12 protein-coding genes are annotated in these 13,150 nt (G+C 58.0%); 8 read left to right on the top strand and 4 right to left on the bottom strand.

What is annotated here, in order from left to right:
- Positions 1-24 precede the first annotated feature (24 nt).
- The gene (locus ACR0DS_RS06515; RefSeq protein ID WP_267364050.1) at positions 25-1,041 is read right to left on the bottom strand and encodes a C4-dicarboxylate TRAP transporter substrate-binding protein; all 1,017 of its coding nucleotides are present in this window, start codon (positions 1,039-1,041) and stop codon (positions 25-27) included.
- A 430-nt stretch (positions 1,042-1,471) separates the two neighbouring features.
- Here ACR0DS_RS06515 and acs point away from each other — a divergent pair, with 430 nt between their 5' ends.
- The 8 genes from acs to ACR0DS_RS06475 all read left to right on the top strand — a co-directional run bounded on the left by acs (position 1,472) and on the right by ACR0DS_RS06475 (position 10,876).
- Entirely contained in the window at positions 1,472-3,436 is a 1,965-nt protein-coding gene (gene acs / locus ACR0DS_RS06510; RefSeq protein WP_480558600.1) for an acetate--CoA ligase, read from the top strand.
- A gap of 7 nt (positions 3,437-3,443) precedes the next feature.
- Positions 3,444-4,127 (top strand): adenylate kinase, encoded by a 684-nt coding sequence (locus ACR0DS_RS06505; protein ID WP_267364040.1) that lies wholly within the window; start codon positions 3,444-3,446, stop codon positions 4,125-4,127.
- A 180-nt stretch (positions 4,128-4,307) separates the two neighbouring features.
- Positions 4,308-4,592: a DUF4212 domain-containing protein gene (locus ACR0DS_RS06500; protein WP_209504901.1), complete on the top strand. Its 285-nt coding sequence runs from the start codon at positions 4,308-4,310 to the stop codon at positions 4,590-4,592.
- Positions 4,593-4,607: 15 nt separating this feature from the next.
- Entirely contained in the window at positions 4,608-6,392 is a 1,785-nt protein-coding gene (locus ACR0DS_RS06495; RefSeq protein WP_480481301.1) for a sodium:solute symporter family protein, read from the top strand.
- A gap of 108 nt (positions 6,393-6,500) precedes the next feature.
- Entirely contained in the window at positions 6,501-8,324 is a 1,824-nt protein-coding gene (locus ACR0DS_RS06490) for a putative nucleotidyltransferase substrate binding domain-containing protein (protein WP_480558602.1), read from the top strand.
- Positions 8,325-8,351: 27 nt separating this feature from the next.
- A complete protein-coding gene (locus tag ACR0DS_RS06485; protein WP_480485883.1) occupies positions 8,352-8,870 on the top strand; it encodes a hypothetical protein in 519 nt (172 codons plus the stop codon).
- Positions 8,871-8,872: 2 nt separating this feature from the next.
- Positions 8,873-10,285 (top strand): 3'-5' exonuclease, encoded by a 1,413-nt coding sequence (locus ACR0DS_RS06480; protein WP_480558604.1) that lies wholly within the window; start codon positions 8,873-8,875, stop codon positions 10,283-10,285.
- Between the two features lie 90 nt (positions 10,286-10,375).
- Positions 10,376-10,876, top strand: a complete 501-nt coding sequence (locus ACR0DS_RS06475) for a flavin reductase family protein (RefSeq protein WP_480481309.1) — start codon at positions 10,376-10,378, stop codon at positions 10,874-10,876.
- On the opposite strand, the gene ACR0DS_RS06470 is transcribed toward ACR0DS_RS06475, so the two are convergent.
- The 3 genes from ACR0DS_RS06470 to ACR0DS_RS06460 are packed head-to-tail and all read right to left on the bottom strand — an operon-like array spanning position 10,873 to position 13,105.
- Positions 10,873-11,352: a DUF6505 family protein gene (locus ACR0DS_RS06470; protein ID WP_480558606.1), complete on the bottom strand. Its 480-nt coding sequence runs from the start codon at positions 11,350-11,352 to the stop codon at positions 10,873-10,875. The genes ACR0DS_RS06475 and ACR0DS_RS06470 overlap by 4 nt on opposite strands.
- Positions 11,349-12,047 (bottom strand): biotin/lipoate--protein ligase family protein, encoded by a 699-nt coding sequence (locus ACR0DS_RS06465; protein WP_480558608.1) that lies wholly within the window; start codon positions 12,045-12,047, stop codon positions 11,349-11,351. The genes ACR0DS_RS06470 and ACR0DS_RS06465 overlap by 4 nt, the downstream gene beginning before the upstream one ends.
- The gene (locus ACR0DS_RS06460) at positions 12,044-13,105 is read right to left on the bottom strand and encodes an Mrp/NBP35 family ATP-binding protein (protein ID WP_480558610.1); all 1,062 of its coding nucleotides are present in this window, start codon (positions 13,103-13,105) and stop codon (positions 12,044-12,046) included. Before ACR0DS_RS06460 ends, ACR0DS_RS06465 begins: the two co-directional genes overlap by 4 nt.
- Between the last annotated feature and the right edge of the window lie 45 nt (positions 13,106-13,150).

Here is a 13,150-nt window from a genome sequence, read left to right as displayed (position 1 = left end):
CCTGGCAGGCACCCGGGTTCAGGATCAGTTGCCGCCGCGCTGTTGCGTCAGCGTCATCTGCACGAGATCATAAAGATCCTGCGCTGGCAGCCCCTGTTCCGTCATTTCCGCGATCCACTTTTCACGGATCGGGTCGGCTGCTTTAGTGCGGAATTCTGCAATCACGGCATCATCAATCATGACTTTCTGGACACCCTTTTCTTGCAGAACACTGTCCCATTGCTCGAGCAATCCGTCGTAATTTGTCAGGTAGTGGTCAATCGCTTCATCAATCGAGCTATCCAGCGCCTCGCGATGCGCGGCTGGCAGGGCCTCATAGGCGTCAATGTTGACCACGACCGGGCAGTTTACCGTTCCCGGGTTCAGGTTTGCCGTCCACCAGTCGGCTTCGTTGATTGTTCCGAAAGACAGGTGTGCGTGCTGGGCAAAGGCCACGGTGTCGACGACACCGGATTCCATGGCATTGAACGCCTCGGTTGCGGGAACTGATGTCGGAACACCTCCGACCGCCTCGAAGGCTTGCCCCAAACCGCCAGTTGCACGGACCCGCATTCCGTCAAAATCAGCCAGTTCATCGCGCGGCTCGCCAGTGCCGACCAGATTATATTGCGGCATCGGTGAGGTCATGATGATGCGGGCGTTCCATTGCGCCATCTCATCCTTGACTGCGGGGTGGTCATAAACCGCATGACTGACCGCCACCTCCTCCTGCAGGTTGTTCACGCCAAGGAAGGGCAGCTCCAGAACAGTAATCGCGCGGTTTTTGTCGCGGTGGTAACCTGCACAGAACTGAGCCATCTCGAAGGCGCCGATTTCAATGCCGTCCAGATTTTCGCGCGGCTTGGACAACCCGCCATAGCTGACATTGATGGTGAATTCACCACCGGTTTTTTCGCTAACAAGTTCGGCCAGTTTTTCAACATGTTCAGTGAAGGCACGACGCTTACCCCAGACCGATGCGTTCCACTCAGTAGCAAAAGCTTCACCGACAAAGGCAAAGCTCAGGGCGGCGACAGCGGCGCCGCTCAACATCTTTTTCATCATTTGATCTCCCATTGATGCGCCTCCTCCCGAGGCGCTTGAGGATCAAGCTAGCGCCAACATTCTACTGTGCCAACCCTGCCTTGGTTTTCCGCTGGTATCAGAAGAAGTTCCCGATTGGATTGCGCATGCAGGAAAACCAGGTGTTCGTGAACTGACCCCCGCATGTGTCAAGTACTGCAAGCAGGGCATGTGTTACACCTATCCATTTACTTTAAAAAGATTTTTACGAAATTTGCGCTTTTTCTTTACTAGATGTGGCCGCAGTTAGAAATTTTTTTACAAATAAATTCAGGGATTCCGGCAATTTATTTATTTATTTTCAGAACTCGGTAATATTCGACCTTGGGGAGGAACGGGATCGACATTGCCGGACCAAGTGGCAAAAAATATCCCAACGAAATCCAGTCCAGAGGGAGGAGCCTCAAAAATGACCACCGCTGCCCAGGCAGATGCCAAGACCTATCCGCCATCCGCAGAAACCGTCGCACGTGCGCATGTTGATGCCGAAAAATATTCCGACATGTACGCCGCTTCGATCAGCGACCCCGACGCATTCTGGGGCGAGCAAGGCAAGCGCGTTGACTGGATCAAACCCTTCGCCCAGGTCAAAGACGTTAACTACGATTTCGGTTCGGTTAAGATAAACTGGTATGCCGATGGCACCTTGAATGTTTCGGCCAACTGTCTGGATCGCCACCTGAAAACCCGCGGTGATCAAACGGCAATCATCTGGGAGCCGGACGATCCAAATGATCCGGCTCAGCATATCTCTTACGCGGAGTTGCACCGCCGCACTTGCCGCATGGCAAATGTCCTTGAATCTTTGGGTGTGCGCAAAGGCGACCGCGTTGTCATTTATCTACCGATGATCCCCGAGGCGGCATATGCCATGCTGGCCTGTGCGCGGATCGGCGCAATTCACTCTATCGTTTTTGCAGGCTTCTCGCCGGACGCGTTGGCGGCCCGGATCAATGGCTGTGACGCCAAGGTCGTCATAACTGCGGACGAGGCTCCGCGCGGTGGTCGTAAAACGCCCCTGAAATCCAATGCCGACGCGGCGCTGCTGCACTGCAAGGATACGGTCAAGTGCCTTGTCGTCAAACGGACCGGTGGCCAGACCACCTGGATCGACGGTCGTGACTTTGACTACAACGAAATGGCCCTTGAGGCGGACGACTACTGCGCGCCTGCCGAAATGAGCGCCGAAGATCCGTTGTTCATCCTATACACCTCCGGCTCGACAGGTCAGCCAAAAGGCGTTGTTCACACAACCGGCGGTTATCTGGTTTACGCCGCAATGACGCACGAGATCACCTTCGATTATCACGAAGGCGACGTGTATTGGTGTACTGCGGATGTGGGCTGGGTGACCGGCCACAGCTATATCGTCTATGGCCCCCTGGCCAATGGTGCGACCACGCTGATGTTTGAAGGCGTTCCAACTTTCCCCGACGCGTCGCGCTTCTGGCAGGTTTGCGAAAAACACAAGGTGAACCAGTTCTACACCGCGCCCACAGCGATCCGCGCCCTGATGGGTCAGGGCAAAGAGTTTGTCGAGAAATGCGACCTCAGCGATCTGCGCACTCTGGGAACCGTGGGTGAACCGATCAACCCCGAAGCCTGGAACTGGTACAACGAAGTGGTCGGCAAGGGCAAATGTCCCATCGTGGATACATGGTGGCAGACGGAAACCGGCGGTCACCTGATGACCCCCCTGCCCGGCGCCCATGCAATGAAGCCCGGATCGGCAATGAAGCCGTTCTTTGGCATCGAACCAGTGGTGTTGGATCCGCAGTCCGGCGTCGAGATCGAAGGCAATGGTGTCGAGGGTGTGCTCTGCATCAAAGACAGCTGGCCCGGCCAGATGCGCACCGTCTGGGGCGATCATGAGCGGTTCGAAAAGACCTATTTCTCGGATTACAAAGGCTACTACTTCACTGGTGATGGTTGCCGTCGCGATGAGGATGGCGACTACTGGATTACCGGGCGCGTGGACGATGTGATCAACGTGTCCGGCCACCGCATGGGAACGGCCGAGGTGGAAAGCGCACTGGTAGCACACGCCGCCGTCGCAGAAGCCGCTGTTGTCGGATATCCTCATGAAATCAAGGGGCAAGGCATCTATTGCTATGTCACTTTGATGAATGACCGTGAACCAAGCGAAGAGCTCCGCAAGGAGTTGCGCACCTGGGTCCGGACCGAGATCGGACCGATCGCCAGCCCCGATGTGATCCAGTGGGCCCCGGGCCTGCCCAAAACACGCTCGGGCAAGATCATGCGTCGCATCCTGCGCAAGATTGCCGAAAACGATTTCGGTTCGCTGGGTGACACTTCGACACTGGCCGACCCGTCGGTGGTCGAAGACCTGATCGAAAACCGCGCGGGCAAGTGAGGATGTGATGGACGCTGCTACGATCACCACACCCGCAGTACTTATCCTTCTCGGCCCTCCGGGCGCCGGGAAGGGCACGCAGGCCCGGATGCTGGAAGAGAAATTCGGACTTGTTCAACTCAGCACGGGTGACCTGCTGCGCGAAGCCGTTGCCGCAGGCACCGACGCAGGCAAAGCCGCCAAAGCCGTGATGGAAGCCGGTGATCTGGTCAGTGACGAGATCGTCATTGCGATCCTGCGCGACCGTATGGCGCAACCAGATTGCGCCAAGGGTGTCATTCTGGATGGGTTCCCACGCACAACGGTTCAGGCCGAGGCGCTTGATGGTTTGCTTGCGTCCAATGACCAAAAGATCAACGCAGCAATCAGCCTGGAAGTGGAAGATGCCGAAATGGTGATCCGCATCTCGGGCCGCTACACCTGCGCGGGCTGCGGTGAAGGGTACCACGACCAGTTTAAGAAGCCTGCCGAAGACGGTAAGTGCGACAAGTGCGGCAGCACCGAATTCAAGCGCCGCGCGGATGACAACGCTGAAACCGTGGCTTCGCGTCTGGCAGCTTATCATGCGCAGACCGCGCCGCTGATCACCTATTACGACGGTCACGGTGTTCTGAAACGCATCAATGCCATGGGCAGGATCGAGGATATCGCGGGCGATCTCGAAGGGATCGTCAGCGACGTGATGAGTTAAGGGGAGGAGATAAGCCGCAAGGCTTTGATCCTAAAAAGAATACTTCAAAAGACCGCTTTGGCGGACTGGTGGAGTTTTGCCTGACACCACACGGTGTTGGGCATTGTCGAGAAGCGGACCGACGCACTGGAGGAGTTGGGCACCGGGCCGCCAAACGAGGAAGCGAAGGAGGAACCCGCAATGGCGGATCAATCTACAAACTCCGCGCAGGCAGCCGAAGCCGATAAGGGCTATTGGCAGGCCAACCTGCGCCTCATCTACATCAGCCTCGTGATCTGGGCGCTGGTGTCATTTGGATTCGGCATCCTGCTGCGTCCGCTGCTGTCGGGCATCGCCGTCGGTGGTACTGATCTGGGCTTTTGGTTCGCTCAGCAAGGATCGATCCTGGTCTTTCTGGTGCTGATCTTCAACTACGCCTGGCGCATGAACAAGCTGGACGCCGAACACGGCGTGGATGAAGAGTAAGGGAGAGCGGGGATAATGGATCAGTTTACCATCAACCTGCTGTTTGTCGGCGCATCCTTTGCGCTGTACATCGGCATCGCGATCTGGGCCCGCGCGGGTTCCACATCAGAGTTCTACGCCGCCGGTCGCGGCGTACACCCGGTCACCAACGGTATGGCGACAGCGGCAGACTGGATGTCTGCGGCCTCGTTCATCTCGATGGCGGGCCTGATTGCCTTTACCGGCTATGACAACTCGACCTTCCTGATGGGATGGACGGGTGGCTACGTGCTGTTGGCCCTGCTGCTTGCGCCTTACCTGCGGAAGTTCGGCAAGTTCACCGTATCGGAGTTCATCGGCGACCGCTTCTACAGCCAGACAGCACGCATCGTTGCGGTGATCTGTCTGATTGTTGCATCGGTGACCTACGTTATCGGTCAGATGACCGGTGTTGGGGTTGCCTTTGGCCGCTTCTTGGAAGTGTCGAACACCACCGGGCTGTTGATCGGTGCAGGCGTTGTGTTTGCCTACGCGGTGTTCGGAGGGATGAAGGGCGTGACCTATACACAGGTCGCTCAGTACTGCGTGCTGATCACCGCCTACACCATCCCTGCCATCTTTATCTCGCTACAGCTGACCGGCACTCCGATTCCGGCACTGGGTCTGTTTGGCGACACTGCAAGCGGTGTACCGCTGCTGACCAAGCTGGACGGCATCGTGACAGAGCTGGGCTTCAACGAATACACGGCCCATCACTCGAACACGCTGAACATGGTGCTGTTCACCCTGTCGCTGATGATCGGTACCGCCGGTCTGCCGCACGTTATCATGCGCTTCTTCACCGTTCCCAAAGTTGCTGATGCACGCTGGTCGGCTGGCTGGGCGTTGGTTTTCATCGCGCTGCTGTATCTGACCGCTCCGGCTGTTGGCGCAATGGCCCGCCTGAATATCACCGACATGATGTGGCCCAATGGTGGCATCGAAGGTGGTGCCGTTACAGTCGAACAGATCGACAATGATGCTCGGTACGACTGGATGGCCACATGGCAGAAAACCGGTCTGCTGGATTGGGAAGACAAGAACGGCGACGGCAAGATTCAGTACTACAATGACAAGTCTGAATCGATGCAGGCAATTGCGGAACAAAAAGGCTGGGTCGGTAACGAGCTGACCAAGTTCAACCGCGATATCCTGGTTCTGGCCAACCCCGAGATTGCCAACCTGCCCGGTTGGGTGATTGGTCTGGTCGCTGCTGGTGGTCTTGCGGCTGCTCTGTCGACTGCTGCCGGCTTGCTGCTGGCGATTTCGTCGGCCGTGTCTCACGACCTGATCAAGGGCGCAATCAACCCGCAGATCTCGGAAAAAGGCGAGCTTCTGTCGGCACGGATTGCGATGGCTGTGGCGATTGCTGTAGCGACCTGGCTGGGTCTGAATCCTCCGGGCTTTGCGGCACAGACTGTTGCTCTGGCCTTTGGTCTGGCGGCAGCCTCGATCTTCCCGGCACTGATGATGGGGATCTTCTCGACCCGCATCAACAACACCGGTGCTGTTGCAGGTATGCTGGCAGGTCTGGTCGTTACACTGGTCTACATCTTCCTGCACAAGGGATGGCTGTTCATTCCGGACACCAACTCGTTCACCGATGCCGATCCGTTGCTGGGTCCGATCCAGTCGACCTCGTTCGGCGCTGTCGGTGCCATGGTCAACTTCGCTGTCGCCTATGTTGTGGCTGGCATGACCAAGGAAACTCCGCAGGAGATCAAGGAACTGGTCGAAAGCGTTCGCATTCCCCGTGGTGCGGGTGCAGCTCAGAACAAGTGAGCTTGATGCGGTCGTTGGCACTTGCCTTCGACCGCGTCTTTCGATCCACTACTCCCGCCCGGCATACCACTGGGCGGGATTTTTCCACCAAAACATCGGAGACATCAGATGCCCCTGTCCCACGATGAAATCGCCCGGTTTCTGAAATCCGTTCATCCCTATGACGCGTTACCGGCTGATGCCCTGGATCAGATCGTAAAACAGATCGAGGTTTGGGAAGTCGAGGAGGACACCTCGGTCTATGAACTGGGTCATGCGCTTCCTGGTGTGTTCGTGATCTATGAAGGACAGGTTGAAATCACCGATGAGAATGGTGCCGTTGTCTCTCAACTGGGTTTGCGCAATTCTTTTGGAGAGCGCGGACTGCTGAAAGACGGTAAGGCAGCCACCAAGGCGCGTGCGCATACTCCGTCGGTCCTGATTGTTTTGCCACCGGATCTGGTGCGCGAGTTGATCGACGGTCACGATGTGGTCGCCAAGTTCTTCGACCGGACACGCGGCGACAGAAGTGGCCCGCAAAGCCTTGCGACCAGTTCCATTGATATTCTGATGGCACATAACCCGGCCACCTGCCCCGCGGATACGCCAGTTCAGAAAGCGGCGCAGATCATGCGCGATAAACACATCTCGTCGCTGTGCATCACAGACTGCGACACGTTGCAGGGCATCGCGACGCTGCGGGATATCTCGGGCAAGTACGTTGCGGACGGCCTGCCTCCGTCCACGCCGATTTCCGAAATCATGACCGCGAACCCCGTCACCCTGTCACCCGGCGACATTGGTTCGGACGTGTTGCACATCATGATGGAACGCGGCATCGGCCACGTCCCGATTTCCGAGGGCGGTCGGCTGGTCGGTATCGTCACACAAACCGATCTGACATATTATCAGGCCGTGAACTCGGCCGAACTGGTGCGACGCATCGCACAGGCACATACCGCCGAAAATATGGCGCGGGTAACGGCGGAAATCCCACAGCTGCTGGTGCAACTGGTTGCAGGCGGGAACCGTCACGAAATCGTCACGCGCCTGATCACCGACATTGCCGACACGGTTACCCGGCGCCTTCTGGCCCTTGCTGAACAGAAACTGGGCCCGCCCCCGGTGCCGTATCTATGGCTGGCCTGCGGCTCGCAAGGGCGGCAAGAGCAGACAGGCGTGTCGGATCAGGACAACTGCATGATGCTGGACGACAGCGTGACCGATGCGGATATGGAATACTTTACAAAGCTGGCCAGGTTCGTGTCGGACGGGCTGGATACCTGTGGCTATTTCTATTGTCCCGGCGACATGATGGCGACCAATCCGCGCTGGTGTCAGCCGGTGCGTGTCTGGCGCGACTATTTCAAGGGATGGATCGCCAAACCGAACCCCGAAGCGCAGATGCTGGCCTCGGTCATGTTTGACTTGCGCCCGATTGGCGGCGCGTTCGACCTGTTCGCCGACCTGCAGGCCGACACATTGGCCGCAGCTCGGGCCAATTCGATCTTCGTCGCACATATGATCTCGAACTCGTTGAAACACACGCCACCGCTAGGGCTGCTGCGTGGGTTTGCGACCATCCGGTCGGGCGAACATCGCAATACGCTGGATCTGAAACACAATGGTGTTGTTCCGGTCGTGGATCTGGCGCGGATCTACGCCTTGCAAGGCGAACTGCCCGAGGCCAATACCCGCGCCCGCCTTAAAGCGGCTGAGGCCAATGGCGTTCTCAGCGCGTCGGGCGCACACGACTTACTGGACGCCTATGATCTGATCGCCGAAACCCGGCTTGAACATCAGGTCCAACTGGTCAAATCGGGCAAGAAACCAGACAATTATTTGCCACCTTCCGATCTTTCGGACTTTGAGCGAAGTCATCTTCGTGATGCCTTCGTTGTGGTAAAAACGATGCAATCGGCGGTCGGCCACGGCAAGGGATTACTGGGCTGACATGCATCTGAAGAACGGAGTGACACGATGTTTCTGGAATTGATCGGCACTGTTTTTGCGGGCTTCGCTTTTGCGGGTATCGTTCTTGTGCTGAACAAGTTGACCGGAGGGCGGTTGCCGAAATGGGTTACTCCGGTCGCGGCGGGTTTGGGGATGATCGCTGTGACCATCTCCAGCGAGTATTCCTGGTATGAGCGTACGCGCGAACAGCTTCCCAAGGAGATGGCAATCGTGCAAGAGGTTGAAAGCCGCGCCCTCTACCGCCCGTGGACCTACGCCATGCCCTTCGTCGACCGCTTTGCCGCCATCGATACCGTGTCGGTGCGAACAAACGAAAACGTGCCAGATCAACGGCTTGTCGATCTTTACTTCTTCGGACGCTGGGCCCCGGTTTCAAAACTGCCCGTGGCCGTAAACTGTGCCGAGAATCGTCGCGCCAACCTTGCGGACGGTGCTGAGTTTTCCGATGACGGACGTCTTCTGAATGCAGACTGGATATCTGCCGGGCCTGCCGACCCCATCATCGATGCCACCTGCGGGGTTTGACCATGCTCACAGGGTTAAGCCTCAGGCTCAGGATATTTCTGTTTTTCTGCCTGCTCGCGCTCGGCGGGATATCAATCAGTTCCGCCGCCCTGTGGATCACCTATGCCCGGGCCGCACAACCTGACCTGTTTGATGACTTCATCTTTGCCGAGGTTCTGATCGGGTTTGGATTGCTGGCTTTGATCGCAGGTGTCTGGCTGTTGTTTGACGACAATGTCGCCAAGCCGATCGAACGGCTTTCAGCGCAATTGCGGGCCCGCGCTCATGCCGGTGTCAGCACCAATCTGGACATGCAGGCCGCGCGATACCTGGGCGATCTGGCCCCTGCAGCGGCCGGCCTTGCCGAACAACTTGCCACAAATGCCATGCACACGGCCGAGGCGGTGGCAGCCGAAACCGCTCATCTGGCGGCGGAAAAACAGCGCCTCACCGCCCTTCTGACCGAAATCCCGGTCGCCATGTTGCTGGCCAGTCCGAAACACCAAATCGTTTTGTATGACGGACAGGCGGCCGAGGTGCTGGCCCAGATCGCGCATCCTCGCCTAAACGCTTCTCTCTTCGAATACATCGAATCGACGGGTTTGACGGACGCGTATGGGAAGTTGTGCAAATCTGGTAAGGATGTCTTCTGCACCCTGACCAGCGTGGACGGCCGACAAACCTATTCGGCCCGCATGAAGCCACTGGGGGACGCACCCGGTTACATGCTGGTGTTCGAAGACAGCGTTGCCCGTATGTCGCCAGATGAGGCCCGCCCGCTGGTCTATGATTTCGAGTTGCTGGACACGCCGGGTGACGGCGCGTTCGAAAACCGCTCTTTGGTGGATTTGTGTTTTGTGGTCTTTGACACGGAAACAACCGGTTTGCTGCCGCACAAGGATGAGATCGTTCAAATCGGCGCGGTCCGCGTTGTGAAAGGCAAGATCGTTGCGGGCGAGCATCTGGACATGCTTGTTGATCCGGGCATTCCGATCCCTGCTGCCTCGACCCGCGTGCACAAGATCAGTGATCGCATGGTTCAGGGCGCGCCGGATATCGTCAAAGCCGGGCGTGTGTTTCACCAATTCTCACGCGATGCGGTGATCGTAGCCCATAACGCCCCGTTCGACATGGCGTTCCTGCGCCGCCATGCCAAGCGTATGGAAGTCGAATGGGATCATCCGATACTCGACACTGTGCTGCTGTCGGCTGTTTTGTTCGGCGCAAGCGATACACATACACTGGACGCAGTGTGCGAACGGCTGGACATCACTATCCCCGAGGCGCTGCGCCATACGGCATTGGGCGACGCGGTGGCAACGGCCGAGGCGCTGGTCAAGATGCTGCCCATTCTGCAGGCGCGCGGGCTGAACACCTTTGGCGAAGTTATCGTCCAGACCCGCAAACACGGACGTCTTCTGGAAGACCTGAATTAACACCGAAATTTGCAAACGCCGTTCAGCTTTTCGTGGACAATCCGGGCCACGCATGGCACCTGATGCGCGGCCAAGGAACACGCGCGCGATATGACGGAAAAGATTTTCACACCGACCCCGGATCAAAGCCACGCCTTTCGTGAGGCGCTGGGATGTTTCGGAACAGGCGTCACCGTGATAACTGCGCAAACCGATGACGGCCCACGTGCAATCACCGTAAACTCGTTTGCGTCGGTGTCCCTGGACCCGCCGCTGGTGTTGTGGTGCCTGGCCAGAGAGTCAAACCGCTTCGACACTTTCAGCACCTGCACCCATTACTCGATCCACGTCATGGCTCAGGATCAACAGGATCAGGCGCTAAGATTTGCTCGTGACGGTGTCGATTTCACCCATGCCGAGTGGACGACGGACGAGGCTGATCGCCCACAGCTGGCCAATTGTCTGGCACGGTTTGACTGCCGGTTGCATGCCCGGCACGAGGCCGGAGATCATCTGATCATTGTGGGTCATGTGGATCAGGTCATGTACCGCACTGGCAAGGGTCTGATCTTCAAGCGCGGTCAGTTCGGCGGGTTTGTCGACCCTTTCTAGTCGTCCAACGACCCATGCACCGCCAGAACCTCTAGCTGTGCGTCTTGCGGAGTGATCACACGAAAGGCTTCGTGCACTCCTGTCTCAGACAATTCTCTGGCGACGGTCAGCAGCGTGTTGGCGGCATGGTCTTCACACAGCTCTGACATGTGATCGATTTCGCTCTGTGCCACGCTCAATGCTGCTTCGACCGAGGGCGCTCCGTAATACTGCACGAAGTGTTCTGCCAGATTGCGGGTGATCTGACCCCTTTCAGCCGCTTCGATCTGGGTTACCGCCACAAATGTCACCCGACCAAAGGTTTCCAGCCCCAGCCAACCATTCGCAAAAGCCTGACGCGCCTTACCTTCCAGATCCGCGCCGCTCCAGTTCGAAAACTCGAACCCGCCCGAAACGCACCATTCGCCCGTACGTGCCGGAGAATGGAACACGTTCATGTCGCTTTCATCGAAATGGATCGCGCGGGCCAGTTTCATCGTCCGTTCTCCAATAGTTCCGTCAGCGGGCGAAGACGGGTGTTGACCCCGTCGCGGATCAGCATTCCAAACCGCTCATCCGTGCCAAGGAATACACCGCCATCAACCAGTGGCTCACCTACGCCACGCAGCAGGCCCATCCATTCGGCATGCAGGGGCGCGTTGCCATCCTCCTGCCAGCGGTTGAGCCAGGTCAGCATATGGCGTGACCAGCTTTCGACCAGTTGCGTGGCCGAAACCTCGGCACAACCTTCATCATAAAGGGCTGTGACATCCGGCGTTTCGCCGGGCGCGCTGCTGGTTTGCATCAATGCGAGCTCCCAGCCGACAATCAGCCAATCCGGTTCTTCTTCCGCGTTTCCCCCGGAGGCCGAAACGCGGAACACACCGCATTTCGCACCATTCACGCAAATCAGACCGTCCCACCCCAGATGCACTGCCACTTCAGGCGGGGCCAGAGCGCCCAGCGCATTCTGAAACCCAATAGCACAAAGCGGCAGCATCGCCATCGCGTCCCGAAGCGGCACCTCGGGCGCGAAAACGATCGCGACACGCAGGTAATCGGCCTGAATGTTATAAACAACCGCCCCCGCATCGCAGCCCAAAGCCGCCATAGCCTGGGCGCGTTCAAACGGGTCTTCCCCACCCTGAACCGGGTGACCCGTCAACAAAGGGGGAAAGACCGGTTGGCTCATGCGGTGCCTTTGGCGATCATGTCGCGGGCGATCTTGCGGAAAGCCTCAGCCTGAGGGCTGTCTGGTTTGCTGACCACAATTGGCGCGCCACCGTCTGCGGCGACACGAATGTCCAGATGTAACGGGATTTCACCCAGCAGCGGCACGCCCATCGCCTCGGCCTCGGACTTGACACCACCATGACCGAAAACATGTTCTTCGTGCCCACAGTTCGAACAGATATGCGTGGACATGTTTTCGATCATCCCAACGATAGGCGTCTTGAGCTGATTGAACATGTCGATTCCCTTGCGGGCATCAATCAGCGCCACGTCCTGCGGCGTCGAGACGACAATAGCGCCGTCCACCTTGAATTTCTGACTCAGCGTCAGTTGCACGTCGCCGGTGCCGGGCGGCAGGTCGACGATCAGCACGTCCAGGGCACCCCATTGCACCTGGCTCATCATCTGTTGCAGCGCCCCCATCAGCATCGGCCCGCGCCAGACAACGGCCTGCCCTTCATTGGTCATCAACCCCATCGACATCATGGTGACGCCGTGGTTGCGCAGCGGCAGGATAGTCTTGCCATCGGGGCTGGCCGGACGGCCCGAGACGCCTAGCATTCGAGGCTGCGACGGCCCGTAAACATCCGCGTCCAGCAAACCCACGCGCCGCCCTTCTGCTGCCAGTGCACAGGCCAGATTGGCCGACACGGTGGATTTGCCCACCCCCCCCTTGCCAGAAGCAACCGCGATGATCCGGTCGACACCGGGAACGGCCTGTGGTCCAGTTTGCGAGGGCTTGGGTTTCGGCTTCAGATCCGGCGGCGCCTTGTCGGAATGAGCAGTCATCAGGGCCGATACATTTACGACGCCCTCAACCATCTGTGCGGCCTTTTCAGCTGTTGCGCGCACAGGTTCCATCTTTTCGGCATGCTTCGGGTCGATCTCAAGGACAAAGCGAACCGTATCGCCCTCGACATTCAGCGCACGCACGATGCCCGCACTGACAATGTCCTGACCTGAAACCGGATCGGTGATCTTTTTCAGGTTCGCCAGAACCGCGTCACGAACACTCACGCTGTTCTCTCCTTGGTATGCCCCGCCGACAGGGGCGTGCGTGTC

The sequence above is a fragment of the Ruegeria sp. AF5 genome (genome assembly GCF_056541905.1).
Note: the sequence above shows the minus strand (reverse complement) of the source record. Positions and strands in the feature narration are given on the sequence as shown.

What these genes read in the sequence shown, in the direction of transcription:
- ACR0DS_RS06485 (WP_480485883.1), top strand. Translation starts at nt 8,352, where the DNA reads ATGTTTCTGGAATTGATCGGCACTGTTTTTGCGGGCTTCGCTTTTGCG.
- ACR0DS_RS06515 (WP_267364050.1), bottom strand. Translation starts at nt 1,041, where the DNA reads ATGAAAAAGATGTTGAGCGGCGCCGCTGTCGCCGCCCTGAGCTTTGCC.
- ACR0DS_RS06480 (WP_480558604.1), top strand. Translation starts at nt 8,873, where the DNA reads ATGCTCACAGGGTTAAGCCTCAGGCTCAGGATATTTCTGTTTTTCTGC.
- ACR0DS_RS06505 (WP_267364040.1), top strand. Translation starts at nt 3,444, where the DNA reads ATGGACGCTGCTACGATCACCACACCCGCAGTACTTATCCTTCTCGGC.
- acs (WP_480558600.1), top strand. Translation starts at nt 1,472, where the DNA reads ATGACCACCGCTGCCCAGGCAGATGCCAAGACCTATCCGCCATCCGCA.
- ACR0DS_RS06465 (WP_480558608.1), bottom strand. Translation starts at nt 12,047, where the DNA reads ATGAGCCAACCGGTCTTTCCCCCTTTGTTGACGGGTCACCCGGTTCAG.
- ACR0DS_RS06495 (WP_480481301.1), top strand. Translation starts at nt 4,608, where the DNA reads ATGGATCAGTTTACCATCAACCTGCTGTTTGTCGGCGCATCCTTTGCG.
- ACR0DS_RS06500 (WP_209504901.1), top strand. Translation starts at nt 4,308, where the DNA reads ATGGCGGATCAATCTACAAACTCCGCGCAGGCAGCCGAAGCCGATAAG.
- ACR0DS_RS06490 (WP_480558602.1), top strand. Translation starts at nt 6,501, where the DNA reads ATGCCCCTGTCCCACGATGAAATCGCCCGGTTTCTGAAATCCGTTCAT.
- ACR0DS_RS06475 (WP_480481309.1), top strand. Translation starts at nt 10,376, where the DNA reads ATGACGGAAAAGATTTTCACACCGACCCCGGATCAAAGCCACGCCTTT.
- ACR0DS_RS06470 (WP_480558606.1), bottom strand. Translation starts at nt 11,352, where the DNA reads ATGAAACTGGCCCGCGCGATCCATTTCGATGAAAGCGACATGAACGTG.